Annotated in this window: 23 protein-coding genes; 11 read left to right on the top strand and 12 right to left on the bottom strand. The window is 67.1% G+C overall.

All coding sequences use genetic code 11. The annotated features are described in order from the left end of the window. Window positions 1-14: 14 nt before the first annotated feature. On the bottom strand, window positions 15-1856 hold the full coding sequence (arc, locus tag G6N18_RS02555) for a proteasome ATPase (protein ID WP_083000607.1): 1842 nt from the start codon (window positions 1854-1856) through the stop codon (window positions 15-17). A 146-nt stretch (window positions 1857-2002) separates the two neighbouring features. Here arc and G6N18_RS02550 point away from each other — a divergent pair, with 146 nt between their 5' ends. The 3 genes from G6N18_RS02550 to G6N18_RS02540 are packed head-to-tail and all read left to right on the top strand — an operon-like array spanning window position 2003 to window position 3347. Further along, window positions 2003-2494, top strand: coding sequence for an MTB12 family secreted protein (locus tag G6N18_RS02550; protein ID WP_083000608.1), 492 nt, complete (start codon window positions 2003-2005; stop codon window positions 2492-2494). Between the two features lie 7 nt (window positions 2495-2501). Then, the gene (locus tag G6N18_RS02545; protein ID WP_234806113.1) at window positions 2502-3044 is read left to right on the top strand and encodes a lipoprotein LppK; all 543 of its coding nucleotides are present in this window, start codon (window positions 2502-2504) and stop codon (window positions 3042-3044) included. Window positions 3045-3053: 9 nt separating this feature from the next. Then, window positions 3054-3347: a DUF503 domain-containing protein gene (locus G6N18_RS02540; RefSeq protein WP_083000610.1), complete on the top strand. Its 294-nt coding sequence runs from the start codon at window positions 3054-3056 to the stop codon at window positions 3345-3347. An 81-nt stretch (window positions 3348-3428) separates the two neighbouring features. Here G6N18_RS02540 and G6N18_RS02535 read toward each other — a convergent pair whose 3' ends face one another. Continuing rightward, the gene (locus G6N18_RS02535; protein ID WP_083000612.1) at window positions 3429-4262 is read right to left on the bottom strand and encodes a tRNA (adenine-N1)-methyltransferase; all 834 of its coding nucleotides are present in this window, start codon (window positions 4260-4262) and stop codon (window positions 3429-3431) included. A gap of 74 nt (window positions 4263-4336) precedes the next feature. On the opposite strand from G6N18_RS02535, the gene G6N18_RS02530 reads away from it, so the two are divergent. The 6 genes from G6N18_RS02530 to G6N18_RS02505 all read left to right on the top strand — a co-directional run bounded on the left by G6N18_RS02530 (window position 4337) and on the right by G6N18_RS02505 (window position 7950). Next, window positions 4337-5230 carry a RecB family exonuclease gene (locus G6N18_RS02530; RefSeq protein WP_083000614.1) on the top strand — a complete coding sequence of 298 codons (894 nt, stop codon included), beginning with the start codon at window positions 4337-4339 and terminating at the stop codon, window positions 5228-5230. After that, window positions 5227-6024, top strand: coding sequence for a thioesterase family protein (locus G6N18_RS02525; RefSeq protein WP_067222764.1), 798 nt, complete (start codon window positions 5227-5229; stop codon window positions 6022-6024). Before G6N18_RS02530 ends, G6N18_RS02525 begins: the two co-directional genes overlap by 4 nt. A gap of 115 nt (window positions 6025-6139) precedes the next feature. Next, the gene (locus tag G6N18_RS02520; RefSeq protein ID WP_067222760.1) at window positions 6140-6451 is read left to right on the top strand and encodes an ArsR/SmtB family transcription factor; all 312 of its coding nucleotides are present in this window, start codon (window positions 6140-6142) and stop codon (window positions 6449-6451) included. Continuing rightward, a complete protein-coding gene (locus G6N18_RS02515; protein ID WP_083000616.1) occupies window positions 6448-6948 on the top strand; it encodes an SRPBCC family protein in 501 nt (166 codons plus the stop codon). The genes G6N18_RS02520 and G6N18_RS02515 overlap by 4 nt, the downstream gene beginning before the upstream one ends. A gap of 1 nt (window position 6949) precedes the next feature. After that, window positions 6950-7594 carry a flavodoxin family protein gene (locus G6N18_RS02510; RefSeq protein WP_109749389.1) on the top strand — a complete coding sequence of 215 codons (645 nt, stop codon included), beginning with the start codon at window positions 6950-6952 and terminating at the stop codon, window positions 7592-7594. Then, window positions 7594-7950: a DoxX family protein gene (locus tag G6N18_RS02505; RefSeq protein WP_407663544.1), complete on the top strand. Its 357-nt coding sequence runs from the start codon at window positions 7594-7596 to the stop codon at window positions 7948-7950. The genes G6N18_RS02510 and G6N18_RS02505 overlap by 1 nt, the downstream gene beginning before the upstream one ends. On the opposite strand, the gene G6N18_RS02500 is transcribed toward G6N18_RS02505, so the two are convergent. From G6N18_RS02500 to G6N18_RS02475, 6 genes are read right to left on the bottom strand one after another with little or no spacing between them, the layout of a single operon-like run. Continuing rightward, on the bottom strand, window positions 7947-9317 hold the full coding sequence (locus tag G6N18_RS02500) for an FAD-containing oxidoreductase (RefSeq protein ID WP_083000822.1): 1371 nt from the start codon (window positions 9315-9317) through the stop codon (window positions 7947-7949). The two genes, G6N18_RS02505 and G6N18_RS02500, sit on opposite strands and share 4 nt — an antisense overlap. 8 nt (window positions 9318-9325) lie before the next feature. Next, complete coding sequence (locus G6N18_RS02495) at window positions 9326-9808, bottom strand: DUF4126 family protein (protein ID WP_083000617.1); 483 nt, start codon at window positions 9806-9808, stop codon at window positions 9326-9328. A gap of 42 nt (window positions 9809-9850) precedes the next feature. Next, window positions 9851-10696, bottom strand: coding sequence for an ATP phosphoribosyltransferase (hisG, locus tag G6N18_RS02490; protein ID WP_067223060.1), 846 nt, complete (start codon window positions 10694-10696; stop codon window positions 9851-9853). 38 nt (window positions 10697-10734) lie between these two features. Continuing rightward, the gene (locus G6N18_RS02485; protein WP_083000619.1) at window positions 10735-11016 is read right to left on the bottom strand and encodes a phosphoribosyl-ATP diphosphatase; all 282 of its coding nucleotides are present in this window, start codon (window positions 11014-11016) and stop codon (window positions 10735-10737) included. A gap of 37 nt (window positions 11017-11053) precedes the next feature. Then, entirely contained in the window at window positions 11054-12511 is a 1458-nt protein-coding gene (locus G6N18_RS02480; protein WP_083000620.1) for a sugar porter family MFS transporter, read from the bottom strand. Between the two features lie 56 nt (window positions 12512-12567). Then, the gene (locus G6N18_RS02475) at window positions 12568-13251 is read right to left on the bottom strand and encodes an HAD family hydrolase (protein WP_083000622.1); all 684 of its coding nucleotides are present in this window, start codon (window positions 13249-13251) and stop codon (window positions 12568-12570) included. 40 nt (window positions 13252-13291) lie between these two features. Between G6N18_RS02475 and G6N18_RS02470 the strand changes: the two genes are divergently transcribed. Continuing rightward, complete coding sequence (locus tag G6N18_RS02470) at window positions 13292-14089, top strand: SDR family oxidoreductase (RefSeq protein ID WP_083000823.1); 798 nt, start codon at window positions 13292-13294, stop codon at window positions 14087-14089. Window positions 14090-14196: 107 nt separating this feature from the next. Here G6N18_RS02470 and metH read toward each other — a convergent pair whose 3' ends face one another. Beyond that, window positions 14197-17937, bottom strand: coding sequence for a methionine synthase (gene metH / locus G6N18_RS02465; RefSeq protein WP_083000624.1), 3741 nt, complete (start codon window positions 17935-17937; stop codon window positions 14197-14199). Between the two features lie 431 nt (window positions 17938-18368). Between metH and G6N18_RS02460 the strand changes: the two genes are divergently transcribed. Beyond that, window positions 18369-19259, top strand: a complete 891-nt coding sequence (locus tag G6N18_RS02460; protein ID WP_067222733.1) for a PAC2 family protein — start codon at window positions 18369-18371, stop codon at window positions 19257-19259. Here G6N18_RS02460 and G6N18_RS02455 read toward each other — a convergent pair. From G6N18_RS02455 to G6N18_RS02445, 3 genes are read right to left on the bottom strand one after another with little or no spacing between them, the layout of a single operon-like run. Beyond that, on the bottom strand, window positions 19256-20137 hold the full coding sequence (locus G6N18_RS02455) for an SDR family oxidoreductase (protein ID WP_083000626.1): 882 nt from the start codon (window positions 20135-20137) through the stop codon (window positions 19256-19258). The genes G6N18_RS02460 and G6N18_RS02455 overlap by 4 nt on opposite strands. Window positions 20138-20187: 50 nt before the next feature. Then, window positions 20188-21426 carry a cysteine--1-D-myo-inosityl 2-amino-2-deoxy-alpha-D-glucopyranoside ligase gene (gene mshC, locus G6N18_RS02450; protein ID WP_083000627.1) on the bottom strand — a complete coding sequence of 413 codons (1239 nt, stop codon included), beginning with the start codon at window positions 21424-21426 and terminating at the stop codon, window positions 20188-20190. 58 nt (window positions 21427-21484) lie between these two features. Beyond that, window positions 21485-22264: a 3'(2'),5'-bisphosphate nucleotidase CysQ gene (locus G6N18_RS02445; protein WP_067222723.1), complete on the bottom strand. Its 780-nt coding sequence runs from the start codon at window positions 22262-22264 to the stop codon at window positions 21485-21487. Window position 22265: the final 1 nt, after the last annotated feature.

The following is a 22265-nucleotide window of genomic DNA, read 5'->3' as shown; positions in this document are numbered from 1 at the left end:
GCGGCAGAAGAGACCTACAGGTACTGGCCCAGGTTGCTCTCAGTGTCGATGGCACGGCTGGCCGACGAACTCTTGCCGGTGACCAACGTGCGGATGTAGACGATCCGCTCGCCCTTCTTGCCCGAGATCCGTGCCCAGTCATCGGGATTGGTGGTGTTGGGCAGGTCCTCGTTCTCGGCGAACTCATCGACGATCGAGTCCAGCAGATGCTGGATTCGCAGCCCCCGCTTGCCCGTCTCCAGCACCGACTTGATCGCGTACTTCTTGGCCCGGTCGACGACATTCTGAATCATCGCGCCGGAGTTGAAGTCCTTGAAGTACATGACCTCTTTGTCGCCGTTGGCGTAGGTCACCTCGAGGAAGCGGTTGTCGTCGATCTCGGCGTACATCCGGTCGACGACCTTCTCGATCATCGCCTTGATGGTCAGCGGCCGGTCGCCGCCGAACTCCGCCAGATCGTCTTCGTTGACCGGCAGCTGCTCGGTGAGGTACTTGCTGAAGATGTCCTGTGCCGCTTCGGCATCCGGCCGCTCGATCTTGATCTTGACGTCGAGTCTGCCGGGCCGCAGGATCGCCGGATCGATCATGTCCTCGCGGTTGGACGCGCCGATCACGATGACGTTCTCCAGGCCCTCCACGCCGTCGATCTCCGAAAGCAGCTGCGGGACGACCGTCGTTTCGACGTCCGACGAGACGCCGGTACCGCGGGTGCGGAAGATCGAATCCATCTCGTCGAAGAACACGATCACCGGCGTGCCTTCGGACGCCTTTTCCCGGGCGCGCTGGAAGATCAGCCGGATGTGACGCTCGGTTTCGCCGACAAACTTGTTCAGCAGTTCCGGCCCCTTGATGTTGAGGAAGTAGCTCTTCGCCTCGCGGGCGTCGTCACCTCGGACCTCGGCCATCTTCTTGGCCAGCGAGTTGGCCACCGCCTTGGCGATCAGCGTCTTACCGCAGCCGGGCGGACCGTAGAGCAGCACACCCTTGGGCGGCCGCAGCGAGTACTCCCGGTACAACTCCTTGTGCAGGAAGGGCAGTTCGACCGCGTCGCGGATCTGCTCGATCTGCCGGCCCAGGCCGCCGATGTCGTTGTAGCTGACGTCGGGCACCTCTTCGAGCACCAGATCCTCGACCTCGGCCTTCGGAATGCGCTCGAACGCATAACCGGCCTTGGTGTCGACCAGCAGCGAGTCGCCCGGACGCAGCTTGCGGGGCCGGCTGTCGTCGAGGTCGTCGTCGTCGTATCCGTCGGGCAGGTGCTCGGCCGAGACCAGCGGCTCGGCCAGCCAGACGATGCGCTCCTCGTCGGCATGGCCGACCACCAGCGCGCGGTGCCCGTCGGACAGGATCTCGCGCAGCGTGCTGATTTCGCCCACCGCTTCGAAGTTGCCGGCCTCGACGACCGTCAGGGCCTCGTTGAGGCGGACGGTCTGGCCCTGCTTGAGCGCCTTGGCGTCGATGTTCGGTGAGCAGGTCAGCCGCATCTTGCGCCCGGAGGTGAACACGTCGACGGTGTCGTCGTCCTGAACGCCCAGCAGCACCCCGTAACCACTCGGCGGCTGTCCCAGTCGATCGACCTCTTCGCGCAATGCGAGCAGCTGCTGACGGGCCTCCTTGAGGGTTTCCATCAGCTTGGCGTTGCGGGCGGCGAGTGAGTCGATCCGCGCCTCGAGCTGGTGGACATCTCGGGCGCTACGCAGACCACTTTGCGGGCCGACCGCGTTCTCCAACTGCTCGCGCAGAATTGCGGCCTCGCGGCGGAGCTCCTCGAGCTCGGCCGCATCCTCGCTGGACATGCCTGATTCGTGGGTGTCGAAGCCTTCTGGGTAGGCTTCAGAACGCTCTGATTCACTCATGTTGCGCCCCTCCCCGCACCGAGAGTTGGTGCAGTAACAACATCAACGCTACCGGCGATTCAGCCATTGTGTGCGGTGTAGCAATTCGACACACCTGCACCACTTGTTAACCTCTCTGCTGAGTTGGGCCCATCGAAAGGAAAATCGTGCTCCTGAAATCCCTCGTTACCGGCGTCGCAGCGGTCGCTGTCGTCGGCGGTGCCGCGGCAGGTGTGACATCCATTGCATCCTCCAGCGTCGCCTCCGCACCGGCCGTCACCCCGGTCGTATGGGACGTCCCGATGCCGCAGGCGCCCGCCCCCGATCTCGAAGGGCCGCTGCTGCAGACCCTGCAGGCGCTCGGCTCCGGCGGCACTTCCGCCGGCAAGGCGCCCTACGTTCAGGGCGGCATCGGACGTATCGAGGGCCGACTCGCCGACAGCAAGCTTCGTGAGGCTGCCGCCGAGGGCAAATTCCCGTTGACCTTCTCGGTGGCGAACATCGACCAGAACGGCGCCGTGGTGTCGGCCGACGTGACCGCGACCGCTGCCACCGGCGGCACGGCCAGCCAGAACATCCAGTTCGTACCCGGTCCGAGCCCCACCGGCTGGCAGATGTCCAAGCAGTCGCTCATGGCGCTGCTGTCCTCCGTCGGCTAGGAGCCCGGTGCACCGCACCACCCGTGCCGCAGCCTTGAGCGCCGTCGCGATTGCGACGGCGCTCGGGCTATGTGCATGTGGTGCCGAAGAGCCCGGTAGCCAGCCGGCGCCAGTCGTACCCCCGGCCACCGAGTCGTCGCCGGTGCCCGCCGCGCAACCGCCGTCGACGATCGCCCCGCTGCCGCCTCCGAATGCGCTCACCGACGTCCTGGCGCGGATGGCCGACGCGAACATCCCTGGCGCCGACAAGCTCGACCTCGTCGAGAACGCCACACCCGCCGACGGCGCGGCGATGGACAAGTTCGCAACGGCCCTGCGCGATGGCGGCTACGCGCCGGCCACCTTCGAGGCGAAGGACCTCGCATGGGCCGACGGCGCCAACGGCGTCGTGCTGGCGACCGTGACCGCCAAGGCCGCCGACCCGCAGGCGGGCGACTTCACGTTCCCGATGGAGTTCCGCTTCGCCGACAATCACTGGCAGTTGACCCGCGGGACTGCCGACGCGCTGCTGCCCCTCGGCGAGAATCCCGCGCCCACGCCGACGCCCTGACCCGCCGATATGTGGATCGGCTGGATCGAATTCGACCTGCTGTTGGGCGACGTGCGGTCGCTCAAACAGAAACGCTCCGCGATCCGTCCGGTGATCGCTGAACTGCACCGCAGATTCGCCGTCTCGGCAGCCGAGACCGGCGCGCAGGATCTGCATCGGCGCGCGAATGTCGGTGTCGCCCTGGTGGCCGCCGACCGCGGCCATGTGGTCGAGGTCCTCGACGCCGCCGAGCGGTTGGTGGCCGCGCGGCCGGAGATGGAACTGCTGTCTGCGACCCGCGGCTTGCGCCGCAACACCGACTGAGCGGACCTAGCGCCGAAACCGACGCTTTGGTCGTTTCCGCACGCGGATTTCGACCATTGCGTCGGTTTGGGGCGATCGCTACTAAATTCCGATCTGGCGCTTGCGTCGCGCGGGCATCGGCGCCACCGCGCCCGGCGCCAACTTTCGCGCGCTGATGAGAAACGCGGTATGCCCTCGCATCGTGTGTTGTGGGCGCACCGCCAGGCCGACGACGTGCCAGCCGCGCTGCATGCTCTCCCAGGCCCGCGGCTCGGTCCAGCACTGCTGTTCGCGCAGCGCCTCCACCGCACGCGACAGTTGGGTGACCGTGGCGACGTAGATCATCAGCACCCCGCCGGCCACCAGCACGTCGGCCACCGTGCCGAGCACCTCCCACGGCGCCAGCATGTCGAGCACCACGCGGTCGACTTCTGGACCCGAGTATTCGGTGAGATCTGCCACGACCAGCTCCCAATTGGCCGGGCGCGCACCGAAGAACGTCACGACATTGCGTTCGGCGTGTTCGGCGTGGTCCGCGCGGACCTCGTAGGACACCACCCGCCCGTCGGAGCCGACGGCACGCAGCAGCGAGCACGTCAGCGCACCGGATCCGGCACCCGCCTCCAGCACGCGGGCGCCCGGGAAGATGTCACCCTCGTGCACGATCTGCGCGGCGTCCTTCGGGTAGACGACCTGCGCGCCGCGGGGCATCGACATCACGTAGTCGACCAGCAGCGGGCGCAACACGAGGAACTGGTCACCGCTGGTGGATTTGACCACGCTGCCCTCGGGCAGCCCGATCACGGTGTCGAGCGCGATGATGCCGCGATGAGTGTGGAACTCCCCGCCCGGGGTCAGCACCATCGTGTAGTGACGGCCCTTGGCGTCGGTCAGTTGCACTCGATCGCCGACGGCGAACGGACCGGTTCTTGGCACAGCCCATCAGCCTGCCAGTTGACCCGCCGCCGCGGGTGCGCGGGGTTGTCGGGGTCCGGTCCTAGGCTGCCCCTATGACCGACGAGCGTGGTGAGCCGACGCGGCGGCGCCCGGCGCTGTCCCCGTCGCGGGCCGCCGACTTCAAGCAGTGTCCGCTGCTCTACCGATTCCGCGCCATCGACCGGCTGCCGGAGCCGGTATCGGTCGCCCAGGTCCGCGGTTCGGTCGTGCACGCCGCGCTGGAGAAGCTGTACGCGTTACCCGCTGCAGATCGCGGTCCCGATGCCGCGCTGACGCTCGTCGACCCGGCCTGGGACGCGGTGGTAGCCGAGCAACCAGCCGTCGCCGATGAGTTCGCACCCGAGGTGCGGGCGGCACTGCTGGCCGAGGCGCGCGCCCTGTTGGCCGGCTACTACCGGCTGGAGGATCCCACCCGATTCGACCCGCAGGGCTGCGAACAGCGCGTCGAGGTCGAGCTCGAGGACGGGACGCTGCTGCGCGGGTTCGTCGACCGCATCGACGTCGCGCCGACCGGTGAACTGAGGGTGGTCGACTACAAGACCGGCAAGGCGCCGCCGGAGGCTCGTGCGCTCGCCGAGTTCAAGGCCATGTTCCAGATGAAGTTCTACGCCGTGGCGCTGTTTCGTTCGCGTGGCGTGCTGCCCGCCCGGCTGCGGTTGATCTACCTCGCCGACGGCCAGATCCTCGACTACACCCCCGACCGCGAGGAACTGTCGAGGTTCGAGAAGACGCTGACGGCGATCTGGCGGGCTATCCAGAACGCCGGTGCCACAGGCGATTTCCGACCGCATCCGTCTGCGCTGTGCGACTGGTGCGCACACCATGCCCACTGCCCGGTGTTCGGTGGCACCCCGCCGCCGTATCCCGGTTGGCCCGAGGCACCCGACGAAGGATCGGATTCCGTCGAGGAGCCGGTACTGCGAGCCGCGGCGGAGCCGGCGGCGTGATCGACTGCCACTACCGGCGCGTCGGCGCCGAGGGCGAGTTCGACGTCTTCGAGTCCACCGACGGGACGCGCAGCAACTGGGATCCAGAGATTCAGCACGGCTCACCGCCGCTGGCTCTGATGACGAAACGGATCGAGGAGTTGGCCGGTGATTCGGGTCTGCGCATCGGCCGGTTGACTCTCGACATCCTGGGCGCGATTCCGGTCGCCCGGGTGCGGGTGCGTGCCTGGGTCGACCGCCCGGGCGCACGGATCTCGCTGATGGTGGCGGAGATGTCAGCGGACAGGGCAGGCGGCGGTCAACGCGCGGTTGCCCGCGTCACCGCCTGGCTGTTGAAAACGAGTGACACCGCCGACGCGGTGACCGACCGCTATCCCCCGCTGATCGAGGGTGAATCTGTGCCGGTGCCGCACGGCTGGGTCGGCGCGAAAGGCTACCTCGAGACGGTGAGCTGGCGGCGCCAGCCCGAGACCGGTGAGGCCGGAAATGTGGTCTGGATGAGTCCGCTTGTCGCGCTGGTCGATTCGGAGCCGACGACGGATCTGCAACGGCTGGCGATGGTGGTCGACAGCGCCAACGGCGCGGGCGCGGCGCTGGACCCGCAGCGGTTCGTGTTCATGAACACCGACACCGCCGTCCATCTGCACCGCCTGCCGGTCGGCGACGACTTCGCGGTGCGAGCTCGTGGCTCGATCGGACCCGACGGCATCGGCGTGACGACCGCCGACCTGTTCGACCGGCAGGGGTTCATCGGAACCTCGGCGCAGACCTTGCTGGTGCAGCGCCGCCCATGAATGTCGAATAGCCCGAGGGCGTTTCAAGCAGGTCGGGTAGTTCTTCCTACGCTCTTAGTCGCTGGCGCGTCTATATAGGGTTGCATCTATATAGATGTGATGCAATACTGGCCGCATGGACGTCTTCGAAGCGGTCGCCGAACCCAGCCGCCGGGCGCTGCTCGACGCGCTGATCGACGGCGAACGCACCGCGGGTGAACTGGTCGCGACGTTGCCCGAGTTGACCCAGCCGACGGTGTCACGGCATCTGCGGGTGCTGCGCGAGGTCGGACTCGTCGAGGTCCGACCCGACGCGCAACGTCGCATCTATGCGTTACGCGCCGACGGACTGATCGCGATCGACGATTGGATCACCCGCTACCGCCGTTACTGGACCGACCATCTCGATGCCCTGGAACGCCACTTGAGGAACAAGGAGACACGATGAGCGATCGTGACGGACGACTGACGATCGACGGTGACCGTGCCGTGCTGACCTTCGAGCGCAGGCTGCCGTTTCCCATCGAGGCGGTGTGGTCGGCGATCACCGACCCCGACGAGCGCAAGGAATGGTTCGGCGCGACGACGCTGGACCCGCGCGCGGGCGGGTCGATCGAGATGGTGGCGACGGGTCCTCCCCTGCCACCGGACCGCAAGCGGATGACGGGTCGGATTCTGGTCTGGGACCCACCCCACGTGTTTGAACACGAGTGGCGGCAACCGATCGTCGAGGACGGTGTGGTGCGCTACGAGTTGACCGCCGAGGGCGCCGGCACGCTACTGAAATTCACCCACCGCGGGCTGGGGGTGCGCAACGCCAGCGGCTTCATCGGTGGCACGCATGCCTACCTGGACCGGCTACAGGCCTACCTGTCCGGCACCGAGTTGCCCGACTGGGTCCGCCGCCGTGAGGAAGTCAACCAGGCGTACGCGGAGGCGAACTGACATGTCTCACAACGGATCCGATATCGCCGCGCCTGCGATTGCGATCGCCTATCACTCCCGCTTCGGTCACACCGCCACGCTCGCCGACGCGGTGGCCGCTGGTGCGCGCGAAGCCGGCGCCGCGGTCACGATGCTGCCCGTGGACCAGATGACCGACGCGGATTGGGACGTTCTCGACGGGGCGGACGGCATCATCTTCGGCAGCGCCACATACATGGGCAATCTGTCGGCCGGCTTCCAGGCGTTCGCCGAGAAGACGGGGCGGCGGTGCGCCAACGGCGACTGGCGCGACAAGGTCGCGGCGGGGTTCACCAACTCCGGCGCCAAAAGCGGCGACAAGCTCAACACGCTGGTGTCGATGGCGGTCTTCGCGACCCAGCACCATATGCATTGGGTCAGTTTGGGTTTGGGGCCGGGTTGGAACAGTTCCGGCAGTAGCGACAGCGATCTCAACCGGCTGGGCTTCTGGCTCGGCGCCGGCGCGCAGACCGACGTCGACGCCAACCCCGACCAGGTGCATCCGTCCGATGTGCAGACCTTCCGGCACCTCGGCTGGCGGGTGGCGATCGTGACCCGCCAACTCAAGGTCGGCCGGTCCGTCACTCCAGCGGCATCGTCTCCTGCAGTTTCGTCGGCGGCTCGCTGATGCTGGCCACCGCGTACGTCGTCGTCACGGTGGTCACCGCCAGCGTCAACCTCGCAGCGGCCGTCGCGGACTTCGCCCGTGCCCAATTCGTGCTCGACAACGCTGCCGCAGTGCACCTCTCGGACCGCTCCATCGTACCGCTCGGTGTGCTCAAAGCCGCCGGAGCGGCCGGCCTGATCGTCGGATTGTTCGGTGTCCCGGTGATCGGCCTCGCGGCGGCGGTCGGCCTCGTACTGTTCTTCATCGGCGCGGTCGCTTTCCACATCCGCTATCGGGTGTTCGGCAACATCGCCTACCCGGCGGCCTTTCTCGCGCTGGCGGTGGCGACACTCGCGCTTGACTTGGCGCGGCTCTAATCGAGCGGCGTCATCTCCTGCAGCATCGTAGGCACCAATTCGCTGACCGTCGGATGGATGTGCATCGTGCGCGAGATCGCGGTGTAGGGCTTCTTGGCGGTCATGATGTCGAGAATGGCGTGGATCACCTCGTCGCCGCCTACCCCGAGGATCGCCGCGCCGAGGATCTGCTCGGTCTCCGCGTCCACGACCACCTTCATGAAGCCGTGCGTCTCGCCCTTCTCCACCGCGCGACCGACCCTTGTCATGGGGCGCTTGCCGATCAACGCCTTTCGGCCCGACTTGCGAACTTCGGCCACCGACATCCCGGCCCGGCCCAGCGGCGGGTCGATGTAGAGCGCATAGGTGGTGATCCGGTCGCTGACGCGGCGCGGGTCGTCGTCGAGGAGGTTGGCCGCGACGATCTCGAAATCGTTGTACGACGTGTGGGTGAACGCGCCCTTGCCGTTGCAGTCGCCCATCGCCCAGATGTGCTCGACGTTGGTGCGCAACTGGTCGTCGACGACGATATGGCCCCGGGCGTCGGTCTCGACGCCGGCCTTGTCGAGCCCGAGGTCGTCGGTGTTGGGCGTTCGCCCGACCGCGATGAGCGCATGGCTTCCCGCGATCGGTGCCGCACCATCGGCGGGAACCACGTCGAAGCCGTTGTCGGTCTTGCTGAATCGGATCGCGTCGGCGTCCAGTACAACATCGACACCTTCGCTCTCGAGGATGTCCTTGATCGCAGCCGAGACGTCCTCGTCCTCGCGGGACGTCAACCTGGGCCCCTTCTCGATCACGGTGACACGGGCCCCGAAGCGGCGGTACATCTGCGCGAATTCGAGTGCGATGTAGCTGCCCCCGATGATGACGAGATGTTCGGGGACGGTGTCGAGTTCGAGCATGCCGACGTTGGTCAGGTAGTCGATCTCGGCGAGGCCTGGTAGGTCGGGTGCCACGGCACGGCCGCCGACGTTGAGGAAGATCCTGTCGGCGTGCAGCACGTGGTCGTCGACGCGAATCGTGTGCGGGTCCTCGAACCGTGCGTGGCCGCGGATGAATGTGCACCCGTCCATGCCGTTGAGCCAGGATTCGACACCGTCGCGGTCGCCGAGCACGATCTTGTCCTTGCGCGCCTTGACTTTCGCCATGTCGATGCTGATTTCGCCTGTGCCGACGCCGTATTCGGCACCGCGGCGGGCCAGATGGGCGGCGTGCGCGCTGGCGACGAGCGTCTTGGTCGGTATACAGCCGTAATTCACGCAGGTGCCGCCGACGAGTTTGCGCTCGATCACCGCGACCTTCTGCCCTGCCTGGGTGAGCCGGCCGGCCAGCGGCGGCCCGGCCTGACCGGCGCCGACGATGATCGCGTCGAACCGCTGTGTCACAGCGCCGTTCACACCAGGCTGACCAGGAACGCGATCAGGAATCCCCCGCCGACCGCGACGATGTCCTCGATGATCGCCCCCGGGCGGTCCTGTCCTTTGCGGGCGTCGGCGAAGCGTTGGCGCGCCGCCGCCCCGACCAATGTACCGAGCACCGCACCGATCATGCCGGTGCCCATCGCGCTGAACGTGTGAAAGTGCGAGCTGCCGATGACGGCACCGGCGAATGCGCCCATGATGATCCGGGTGATGAACTGCGGCGCGGTCCTGCGACTCGGCAAGGTGGGCAGCTGGTCGGTGACGAGTTCGACGAGCAGGAAGACCGTCAGCACCGCGACGGTGATCGGGTGCGCCATCCACTCCGACCATTTGCCGTCGACGTCGATCCAGCCGAGAGCGGCGCCCCAGGCGACCACCGCGGGGGCCGTCAGCGCGCGCAGACCGGCGATCACACCGATCAGCAGGGCGAGCAACAGAACGAACGCTAGCGTCATGCCCGGGACGCTAACACGCCTGAGCGGCCACTTCAGGTTGAATCAGAAGCGGCAGAACCGGATGTCGGATGCCAGGATCGCCTTCGCTCCGATGGCGGCGAGCTCGTCCATGATCGCGTTGACATCGCGCCGGGGCACCAACGCGCGCACCGCCACCCACGCCGGGTCGGCGAGCGGAGCGATGGTGGGCGACTCCAGTCCGGGGGTGACCGCGGTCGCCTCGTCGAGCACACTGCGTGGGCAGTCGTAGTCGAGCATCAGGTACTGCTGCCCGAACACCACACCTTGCACGCGAGCCACCAACTGGCCGCCGGTAGGGCTGTCCGGGGCGCCTTCGCGCTCGATGAGCACCGCCTCGGAGTCACACAGGGAATCACCGAACGCGACCAGGTTGTGCAGGCCGAGCGTGCGGCCGGAGCCGACCACGTCGGCGATCGCATCGGCGACACCGAGTTGCACAGATATTTCCACCGCACCGTCGAGGCGGATCACCGTCGCGTCAATACCGTGCGCGGCAAGGTCTTTCCGGACCAGGTTCGGAAACGCGGTCGCGATTCGCTTGCCGGCGAGGTCCTCGACGCGCCACTGACGCCCGGCCGGCGCCGCGTACCGGAACGTCGACGACCCGAAGCCCAGCGCGAGCCGCTCGCGCACGGGTGCATCCGATTCTGCGGCCAGGTCGCGCCCGGTGATGCCGAAATCCAGCTGCCCCGAGCCGACATAGATCGCGATGTCCTTGGGGCGCAGAAAGAAGAATTCGACGTTGTTGGCCGGGTCGACGACCGTGAGGTCCTTCGGATCGGTGCGGCGCCGGTAACCCGCCTCGGACAGGATCTCGCTCGCCGGTTCAGACAGGGTGCCCTTGTTGGGGACGGCGACGCGCAGCACGCGGCTCGGCGATGAGCCGCTCGGGCGAAGAGCAGACATCAGAGCTTCTCGTAAACGTCGTCGAGGGTGAGGCCGCGCGCGATCATCAACACCTGCGTCCAGTACAGGAGCTGGCTGATCTCTTCGGCCAGGGCCTCGTCGCTCTCGTGTTCGGCGGCCAGCCACACCTCGCCGGCCTCCTCGAGGATCTTCTTGCCGAGCCCGTGAACACCGCCGTCGAGCGCGGCGACGGTGCCGCTGCCGGCGGGGCGGGTCCGGGCGCGTTCGCCGAGTTCGGCGAACAAGGCGTCGAAGGTCTTCACGGCAGGCGATTGTGTCACGCTTGCCGCCCCGGGGTCACGCGGATTGCGGCGGTGCTCAGACCGGCTCCTGCTGATGCGGCACCTCGCTGCCCATGTCCTCGAGGTGCTTACCCTTGGTTTCAGCGACAAACCGCCATACGAACAGGAATGACAGCACCGCGCAGACGGCGTAGATGCCGTAGGCGATTCCCAACGAGAAATCACCGAGTGCCGGGAATGAGGCGGTGATCGCGCAGTTGGCGAGCCACTGCGCGGCGGCGGCGAGGCCGAGCGCGGCACCGCGGATGCGGTTGGGGAACATCTCGCCGAGCAGCACCCAGACCACCGGTCCCCACGACATGCCGAAGGACACCACGAACAGGTTGGCGGCGACCAGCGCGATGGGTCCTGCGGCGCCGGTGAGGTGTGGCTGGCCGTCGATCACCGGCGCGGTGCCGAAGACGATCGCCATCGCGCCCAGCGTCACGGCCATGCCGGTCGACCCGACCAGCAGCAACGGCTTGCGGCCGACCTTGTCGATCAGCGCGATCGCGATCAGCGTGGTGACGATGTTGGTCACCGACGTGATCACGGTGATGATGAACGCCTGGCCTTCCCCGAAACCGACGGCTTCCCACAACACGTTCGAGTAGTAGAAGATCACGTTGATGCCGACGAACTGCTGGAACACCGACAGCAGCACACCGACCCAGACGATGCCGTAGAGCCCGCCGGTGGGCTTGCGCAGATCGCTCCACGACGGCGGCTTCTCCGACTTCAGCGATTCCTTGATGCGGGTGATCGTCAGCTCGAGGTTCTTCTCCCCCAGCAACGTGTTCAGCACCCGCCGCGCCTCCGGAATCCGGTATGTGGCAACGAGATAGCGAGGAGACTCCGGGATCGTGAACACCAGGCCGCCGTAGAGCACTGCGGGCACCGCCATGACGAGGAACATCCAACGCCACGCCTGCATGCCCAGCCACAGTTCTTCACGGGACCCGCCCGCGAGATGCGCCAGCAGTGCGTCGATCGCCAGCGATACGAAGATTCCGGTGACGATGGCCAGTTGTTGCAGTGAGCCCAGCCGACCGCGGATCCGTGGCGGCGAGGTCTCCGCGATGTACGCCGGGGCGATGACGGAGGCCACGCCGACGCCGAGGCCGCCGACGACGCGGAACATCCCGAACATCCAGACGTTGACGGCCAGGCCGGTGCCGAAGGCGCTGATGAGGAACAGCAGCGCGGCGATCTTCATCACCGACAGCCGGCCGATCTTGTCGGCCAGCCGACCGGCGACCACCGCACCGAGGGCCGCACCGATCAGCGCGGCCGCGACGGCGACGCCCGTCACGGTCTTGCTGATCTGGAAGTGGTCCTCGACCGCCGATACCGCCCCGTTGATGACGGCGCTGTCATAGCCGAAAAGCAGGCCGCCCAGGGCCGCTACGGAGGCGATCCGGATGACGCGGCCGCTGTGTTCGGATTCTTCGTAATCCAAACCTGACGAGGAATCACCGACGGGACCGTGGGCCATGCGACACCCTTCTGCAGATTTGGGTGATGGACGTCACATTCAATCACAGGCGGCGGTCAGGCGGTGCGGTCTTGCCTGCGCGCGGTCAGGTCGTAATGGACACTGCGCAGATCGGCGGTGCGCAGTCCCACGAGCGACGAAACGTGGCGACGCCGCGGGCCGCCCGGCACCGCTACATCGTTGGGCACCACCAGTACCGGGCATCCGGCGCTCTCGGCGGCCGCCGTGCCGGTGACCGAATCCTCGACCGCCAGACAAGCTGCCGGCCGCAGGCCCAGCAACTCTGCCGCTTGCAGATACACGTCGGGAGCGGGTTTGCCGCGGGCCACCTCGTCACCGCATACGGTCACCGAAAAGTAGTGTTGCCCAATGCTGTTCAATGCGCGATCGGTCAACGCCCGCTGCGTGTTGGTAACCAGGGCCATCGGAATCCCTTCGGCGGCAAGGGATTCCAACAACTCGCGGGCACCGTCGCACCATTGCAGCCCGCCATCGAACAACTCCGCGGTGTAGTCGTGCAGCCAGCGGTTCGATTCGGCCATGGCCACGGGATCCGGATCGAGACCGAGGTCGGCATACACCGTCGTGATGGTGTTCTCGGCCGAGCTGCCCACCAGCGACGCACGCATCTCGGAGGTGAGATGACCGCCGTGGTGGTCATACATCGCCGCCAGTGAGATGTCCCAGAGCTTTTCGGTGTCGACGAGGGTGCCGTCCATATCGAAGAGGACCGCACGCATGCCCCCGATTCTGTCAGAGGGGGCACGTACGGTGAAAATCATGACGATTCTTGTGACCGGAGCCACTGGAAACATCGGCCGCCTTGTTGTTGATCATCTGAACGGATTGGGCGCCAACGACATCCGCGCGCTGACCAAGAACCCCGCAAAGGCGAACCTGCCGGACGAAGTGGCGGCGATCACGGGTTATCTCGGCGACCCGGAAACGCTGCCCGCCGCCCTGGAGGGGGTGGAGCGGATGTATCTGGCACCGTTCCCGCCGACCTTGGACGTCACTCTCGAGCTGGCCGAGAAAGCCGGCGTGCAGTACGTCGTCGCGCTGTCTGGCGGCGCGCATTGGCAGGAGTACACAGACACCATCGCCGTATCCGGCCTCGTGAACACCCAGCTGGGGCCGGGCGAGTTCCTGGAGAACTTCGCCATGTGGTCCGAACCGATCATGGCCAGCCGCACAGTGCGAGAGCCCTATCCGGGAATGGTCGAGGCGCCGATTTCGATGTCCGACATCGCCAGAGTGGCGGCGACGCTGCTGGTCAAACCGGAGCAAACGCACTTCGGTCAGATGTACGAGCTCACCGGTCCCGAAGCGCTGACCCGCGCGCAGATCGCCGAGCAGATAGGGGTCGGCATCGGCGCCGAGGTCAGGTTCGAAAAGTGCGGCTTGGACGAGGCGCGTGACCGACTGCGGCCGGTGATGGGCGATGAGGTCGACTGGTACCTCGAGCTGATGAAGGACGCCGAGCCGCAGCAGGCCAACCAACTGGTCGCCGAGCTCACCGGGACGCCCGCGGAGTCCGTCGCCCGGTGGGCCGCCCGCAACGCCGAATTGTTCCGTTGACTCAGTACCGTGTGACCGACTGCGGCCCCCACCGGCGCTGTGCGTTAACGGGTTGATCGCACGCACCTGGTGGCGGCAATCAACCCGTTAGGCGTTGGCATTGGGGCTCAGTCCTCCGGGTTGTAGCTGAGGTTGGAGCCCAGCCAGCGCTCGGCTTCCCGCAGAGTCCAGCCCTTGCGGGTCGCGTAGTCGGCGACCTGGTCCTGGGCCACCCGGCCGACCACGAAGTACTGAGACTGCGGATGCGAGAAGTACCAGCCGCTGACGGCGGCACCGGGCCACATCGCCATTGACTCGGTCAGCTCGATGCCGGTCCGCTGATGGACGTCCATCAACTCCCAGAGCGTTGCCTTCTCGGTGTGCTCCGGGCACGCCGGGTAGCCGGGAGCCGGGCGGATTCCGACGTACTTCTCCCCGATGAGCGCCTCGTTGTCCAGCTGCTCGTCCGGTTGGTATCCCCAGAACTCCGTGCGGACCCGTTGGTGCATCCGTTCGGCGAACGCCTCTGCCAACCGGTCGGCGATCGACTCCAGCAGGATGGCGCTGTAGTCGTCGAGGGCTGCCTTGAACTCCATGATCTTGTCCTGGCTGCCGAGTCCGGCGGTGACCGCGAACGCGCCGACGTAGTCCCGGAGGCCCGTTTCTTTGGGGGCGATGTAGTCGCCGAGGCTCCGGTTCGGGATACCGGCCCGGTGCTCGCCCTGCTGGCGCAGGTTGTGCAACGTGGTCAGCACCTCGGTCCGGGTCTCGTCGGTGTAGACCTCGATATCGTCGCCGACCGCGTTCGCCGGGAAGAAACCGATCACCCCGTTTGCGGTCAGCCACTTCTCCTTGATCAGGGTGTCGAGCATCTCCTGGGCGTCGTCGTACAGCTTGCGGGCGGTCTCGCCCGTGGCCGGGTTGTTGAGGATGTCGGGGAAGCGGCCCTTCATCTCCCAGGCGTTGAAGAACGGCTGCCAGTCGATGTACTCGCGCAGCTCGGCGAGGTCGTAGTCGAGAAACTCCCGTACCCCGAGGCCCTGGGCGGGCGCCGGCGGCGTGTAGCCGTCCCACTCGATCGGCGTGCGGTTCGCGCGGGCTTTCTCCAGGGTCAGCATCGGCCGCTCGTTCTTCTGGGCGTGCCGTTCGCGAAGAGATGCGTAATCCTTCTCGGTGGCCTCCAGTAAGGCCGGCCGCTGCTTGTCGTCCAGCAGCGCGGCCGCGACCGGCACCGAGCGGGAAGCGTCTTTGACCCAGACCACCGGACCGCTGCGCCGCGGCGATATTTTCACCGCCGTGTGAGCGCGCGATGTGGTCGCGCCACCGATCAGCAGCGGGATCTCCAGTCCCTCGCGTTCCATCTCGACGGCGAAGTTGGACATCTCGTCCAGCGACGGAGTGATCAGCCCGGACAGCCCGATGATGTCGGCGTCGTGTTCCTTGGCTGCGTCCAGGATCTTCTGGGCAGGCACCATCACGCCGAGGTCGATCACGGTGTAGTTGTTGCACTGCAGCACGACCCCGACGATGTTCTTGCCGATGTCGTGGACGTCGCCCTTCACCGTGGCCATCACGATCGTGCCGTTGGTGCTCTCGACGTCACCCGGCTGCTTCTCCGCCTCGATGAACGGCAGCAGGTACGCAACTGCCTTCTTCATCACCCGGGCCGACTTCACGACCTGGGGCAAAAACATCTTGCCCGAGCCGAAGAGATCGCCGACGACGTTCATACCGTCCATCAGCGGGCCCTCGATCACCTCGATCGGACGCCCACCGGCGGCGGCGATCTCGGCCCGCAATTCCTCGGTGTCCGCCTCGACGTCGGCGTCGATGCCCTTGACCAGGGCGTGGGTGATCCGCTCGCGGACCGGGAGGCTGCGCCATTCGGCCGCCGCGGGATCCTCGCCCTTCTCGGACTTGTTGAACCGTTCCGCGATCTCCAGGAGCCGCTCGGCTGCATCCTCGCGACGGTTCAGGACGACGTCTTCGATTCGGTCCCGCAACTCGGGGTCGATCGAGTCGTAGGGCACCAGCGCGCCGGCGTTGACGATGCCCATGTCCAGGCCCGCCTTGATGGCGTGGTACAGGAAAACCGCGTGGATCGCCTCGCGGACGGGGTTGTTGCCCCGGAACGAAAACGACACGTTCGAGATGCCGCCGGAGATGTGCACGCCGGGAAGGTTCTCCTTGATCCAGGCGCAGGCCTCGATGAAGTCGATCCCATACGTCGCGTGCTCCTCGATGCCCGTCGCCAGCGCGAAGCAGTTCGGGTCGAAGATGATGTCCTCGGCCGGGAAGCCGACCTCTTCGGTCAGGATCCGGTAGGCGCGCCCGCAGATCTCCTTACGGCGCTGCAGGTTGTCGGCCTGGCCCTGCTCGTCGAAGGCCATCACGACCACGGCGGCGCCGTACTTGCGGCACAGCCTTGCCTCGCGGATGAACTTCTCCTCGCCCTCCTTCATGGAGATCGAGTTGACGATCGGCTTGCCCTGCACGTTTTTCAGGCCCGCCTCGATGACGTCCCACTTGGAGGAGTCGATCATCACCGGGACGCGGCTGATGTCCGGCTCGGACGCGATCAGCTTGGTGAACCGGTCCATCGCGGCGACGCCGTCGATCATGCCCTCGTCCATGTTGATGTCGATGACCTGCGCCCCGACCTCGACCTGCTGCAGGGCGACCGACAGCGCGGTGTCGTAGTCCTCGGCCTTGATCAGGTTGCGGAATCGGGCGGAACCGGTGATGTTGGTGCGCTCACCGATGTTCACGAACAGCGAGTCTTCGGTGATGTTGAGCGGCTCCAGGCCCGAGAGCCGGGTGGCCACCGGAATGTCGGGCACCTTCCGCGGCGGTTTGCCGTCGACCACCTTGGCGATCTCGGCGATGTGCGCCGGCGTCGTTCCGCAGCAACCCCCCGCCAAGTTCAGCAGGCCCGCCTCGGCGAACTCGGCGATATAACCGGCCTGACGCTCCGGGGACTCGTCGTACTCGGCGAAGGCGTTGGGCAGGCCGGCGTTCGGGTAGCAGGAGACGAAGGTGTCGGCGATCCTCGCCATCTCGGCGATATAGGGCCTCATCTCCGGTGCGCCCAGCGCGCAGTTGAGGCCGACCGCGATCGGCTTCGCGTGCCTGATCGAGTTCCAGAATGCTTCGGTGACCTGACCGGACAGCGTCCGTCCGGAAGCATCGGTGATGGTGCCCGAGATGATCACCGGCCAGCGGCGTCCGCGGTCCTCGAACAGCGTCTCGAGGGCGAACACCGCGGCCTTGGCGTTCAGCGTGTCGAAGATCGTCTCGACGATGATGAGGTCCGAACCACCGTCGACCAGGCCGTTGGCAGCTTCGAGGTAAGCGGCGACCAGCTGGTCATAGGCGACGTTGCGGGCTCCGGGGTCGTTGACGTCCGGCGAGATCGACGCGGTTCGCGTCGTCGGCCCGAGCGCGCCGGCGACGTAGCGGGGCTTCTCGGGTGTGCTGAACTCGTCGCAGGCCGCCCGCGCCAGGGCGGCACCGGCATAGTTCAGTTCGTAGCTCAGCTCCGCCATGTCGTAATCGGAGAGCGAGATCGCGTTCGCGTTGAACGTGTTGGTCTCCAGGATGTCGGCGCCCGCCTCGAGGTACTCGCGGTGGATCGCCTCGATGATCTGCGGCTGCGTCAGGTTGAGCAGGTCGTTGTTGCCCTGGAGATCGCTGGGCCAGTCCTTGAACCGCTCGCCGCGGTAGCCGGCCTCGTCCGGCCGGTCCCGCTGGATCGCCGTGCCCATCGCGCCGTCGATCACCATGATCCGCTGTCCGAGAGCGGCCGTCAGCTCGTCGGTGCAGTCAGGGCGGATGTTGGGTTCCCCGATGTTTGATTCAAGGGCGTTCACGTGCGCTCCTTCCGTAACGGAAGGCGTCCTTGACTTCGCCGAGCGTGGCGGATACCGGGGACGCGGCCCCTCCAGTAACCGTTGCAACGCCTCTCGACGGTGAAAAGTCTACGTCGTCACCCGCTCGACGCCTGGACGCCCGCCTCGACGCGGCGATCGAACCCGACCAGCTTGGCGGTCGCGGCGCCGTTGAGCGACAGCTTGCGAATCGTGTCGGCAATGTCTTGGGCAAGTTCTAGCCACCTTGGTTAACCAGATTGCAGCCGAAGGTGTTTCGTCTTGATGACATCCGGCTGCGTCTCGTCGTCGAGCAAATCGGTGTCGTACGTGTGATGTTTCCCATCAGCCACGAATACAGGGTAGTCGCCGGATCAAATCACCCCGTGTGGCGATGGCGCTCGTACCCGCCGCACAGGGCTTACGCTGGCGTTGTGACCTTGTCGGATGCGAGCGGTTTCAAACCGCCCGACCTGCCCGAACTGAACGACACGATCGTCGTCGCAGCTTTCGAAGGCTGGAACGACGCCGGTGACGCGGCCAGCGACGCTCTGGAGCACCTGGACGCCATCTGGGAGGCCGACACGATCGTCGAGATCGACGACGAGGCGTACTACGACTACCAGGTGAACCGGCCGGTGATCCGGCTGGTCGACGGGGTGACCCGCGAACTGGTGTGGCCGTCGATGCGGATTTCGCACTGCCGCCCACCCGGGTCTGACCGCGACATCGTGCTGATGCACGGCGTCGAGCCCAACATGCGCTGGCGCACCTTCTGCGGCGAGCTGTTGGCGATCGCCGACAAGCTCAACGTGGCGACGGTGGTCATCCTCGGCGCGCTGCTGGCCGACACGCCGCACACCCGCCCGGTGCCCGTGTCGGGAGCGGCCTACTCATCGGACACCGCCAAGGTGTTCGGACTGGAGGAGACGCGATACGAAGGCCCGACCGGCATCGCCGGGGTGTTCCAGGATGCCTGCGTGCAGGCGGGTATCCCCGCGGTGACGTTCTGGGCCGCGGTTCCGCATTACGTCTCCCAGCCGCCGAATCCCAAGGCGACGGTGGCGCTGCTGCGCCGTGTCGAGGACGTGCTCGACATCGAGGTGCCGCTGGCCGACCTGCCGTCGGCGGCCGAGGAGTGGGAGCAGGCGGTGTCGGAGATGACCGCTGAGGACGACGAGATCGCCGAGTACGTGCATTCGCTGGAGGAACGCGGCGACGCCGAGGTCGACATGCACGAGGCGCTCGGCAAGATCGACGGCGACGCGTTGGCCGCGGAGTTCGAGCGCTACCTGCGTCGGCGAGGTCCCGGCTTCCGCAGCTAACCGCGCTTTTCCAGTGCTTCGGTGCGTGCGCTCATCGAGCGGCCGAGGGCGGCCACCTCCGCATCCATTTTCGGCAACAGCTCGGGCACCGACTTGAGCGTGGCGCGCTCCCCCAGCCGCGACGACAGCACCGGCTTGAGGAAGCGCAGCAGGCCCACGAAACGCGGGCAGTTGATCTGTCGTTTGCGCTCCTCGATGCCCTTGACGAACAACTCCGCGCACTTGCGCACCGAGGTGGTCTTGCCCAGCGGTCCGGGCAGCGAGTTCAGCATTTCCCGGGCGCTCGCAAGATCCGACTTGGTCTCCTGCACCAGCGGCGTGTCGATCCACAGCATGTGCGCCGACCCGACGTCCACGCCCCGATGCGCCACCTCCAGGCGCAGTGCGTTGGCGAAATGCTCGACAGCGGCCTTGGAAGCGTCGTAGGGCGCCATGCCGGCGGACGCCGCGTAGGCCGCCGCCGAGGACACGATCAGCACGTAGCCGCGTCTGTCGATGACGGACGCCAGCGCGGCCCGCACGGTGTGGAACACGCCGACGACGTTGACGTCGATGAGCGTCCGAAACGCCTGCGGGTCGACCTGCAGCACCGAACCGTAGGTCGCGATGCCCGCATTGGCCATCACGATGTCGATGCCGCCGAACCGCTCGACGCCCTTGGCGACGGCGGATTCCATCGCTGCCAGATCGCGCACATCGGCGACTGCGGTCAGTACGCCCTCGTTGCCGAGCCCGGCGGCGACCTTCGCCAGCCTGTCACCGTCGAGGTCGGTCAGCACCAGCTTGGCGCCCTTGTCGTGCAGGCGCCGGGCCACCTCTTCGCCGATTCCGTTGGCGCCACCGGTGATCAGCGCGACTTTCCCGTTCACAGAACCCATGGCGGTCAACGTACCTGGGTCGGCGCCGCAGCGGGCGGGGTCCCGAAGTTCTACAGCCGGATGCCCAGCAGCGCGTCGACGGCGGTCGCCACCGTGCGGCCCGCATCGGGATCGTGGCCGCCGTAGGTCAACGCGTCGGTGCTCCAACCGTCCAGAGCCGCAAGCGCTTTCGGGGTGTCGAGATCGTCGGCGAGATAACGGCGCACCCGGCCCACGACGTCGGACGCGTCCGGCGCGGCGGGCAGCGCGACGGCGGTGCGCCAACGGTCCAGCCGCTCGACGGCCTCGGCGAGCACCGCGTCGCTCCAGTACCTGTCGGAGCGGTAGTGACCGGCGAACAGACCCAGCCGGATCGCCGAGGTGTCGACGCCGTCGGCGCGCAGCCGCGACACCAGCACCAGGTTCCCCCGGCTCTTGCTCATCTTGTGGCCGTTCCAGCCGATCATCCCGGCATGCACGTAGTGGCGGGCGAATCTCCGCTCGCCGGTGAGGGATTCGGCGTGAGCGGCCGAGAACTCGTGGTGCGGGAAGGTCAGGTCGCTGCCGCCGCCCTGGATGTCGAGGCCGGTGCCGATCCGGCTGAGCGCGATGGCGGCGCACTCCACATGCCAACCGGGCCGGCCCGGCCCGAACGGCGACGGCCAACTCGGCTCCCCCGGCCGTTGCGCCCGCCACAGCAGCGCGTCGAGTTCGTCGCCCTTCCCGGGACGGGCGGGGTCACCGCCGCGTTCGGCGAACAGCCGCCGCATGGTGTCGCGGTCGTAGCCGGACTCGTAGCCGAACTGGGCGGTGGCGTCGGCGCGGAAGTAGACGTCGGGGAACTCGGCGTCCTCGACGACGTAGGCCGCACCCGAGGCCAGCAGCTTCTCGACGACCTCGATGACCTCGGCGATGGCATCGGTGGCCGCGACGTAGTCGTGTGGGGGCAGCACCCGCAGCGCCGCCATGTCCTCGCGGAACAGGTCGGTCTCGCGGTCGGCGAGCTCACGCCAGTCGACACCGTCGCGCTGCGCGCGCTCGAACAGCGGATCGTCGACGTCGGTGATGTTCTGCACGTAGTGCACCCGGTGGCCGGCGTCCAGCCAGATGCGGTGCACGAGGTCGAACGCGAGGTAGGTGGCCGCGTGGCCGAGGTGAGTGGCGTCGTACGGCGTGATGCCGCACACGTACATCGTGGCGGTGTCTCCTGCACTGACCGGACGCACCTGCCGGTCGGCGCTGTCGTAGAGGCGCAGCTGCGGGCCGCGACCCGGCAGCGCCGGGACGGCGGGCGCCGGCCACGAATTCATAGCGTCGACTCTAGGCATCGCGGTGACCGACAAGGCGGGCGCCTGTTTCATTCCCGGTTCAATCCCTCCACCGGCTCTGGTACGCCGAGCGGATCCCCTCGAGCAGCGGTTCACTCAGTTCCGGCCGACACATCAGCAGGTCGGGCAGGTATGGGTCGCGCCGGTTGTAGATCAGCTCGGAGCCGTCCAGCCGCGACGCGTGCAGGCCGGCCGCCTGCACCACCCCGGCCGGGGCCGCCGAATCCCACTCCCACTGACCGCCGGCGTGCAGGTAGGCGTCGACGTCGCCGCGCACCACGGCCATCGCCTTGGCTCCCGCGGAGCCGATCCGCACCAGCTGGATGTCCATCCGCTCCCGCAGCCACCACAGCACCGGCGGCGGCCGGTTGGCGCTCGCTGTGATCAGGATCGGGCCGTCGGCGCGCGGCGGCGGTGGTTTCACGGTGTCGGTCCGGTAGACCTCCTTGCGCGCCGGCAGCGCGACGGCCGCGTCGGTGATGCGACCGTTGGGGCTGCCGTCGCGCTGCCAGAGCGCGATGTGCACCGCCCAGTCCGTGCGACCCGGCAGGGAGAACTCCCAGGTGCCGTCGACGGGGTCGACGATCCAGACGCGATCGGCGTGCACCCGCGACACGTCGTCGACGGCCTCCTCGGAGAGCACCGCATCGTCGGGCCGCCGCTCGCGCAGGCGCTGCAGGATCAGCTTGTTGGCCCGCATGTCGCCGGCGTCACCGAGGTCGTACGGGTCGTAGAAACTGAGCTCCTCGCGCACCTGCAGCAGCAGTTCGCCGGCCTCAACGGCCACCTCGGCGGCCAGCGCCGCATCGGTCTGGGTCATC

The organism is Mycolicibacterium celeriflavum, from assembly GCF_010731795.1.
In the GTDB taxonomy this organism is placed as follows: Bacteria; Actinomycetota; Actinomycetes; order Mycobacteriales; family Mycobacteriaceae; genus Mycobacterium; species Mycobacterium celeriflavum.
Note: the sequence above shows the minus strand (reverse complement) of the source record. Positions and strands in the feature narration are given on the sequence as shown.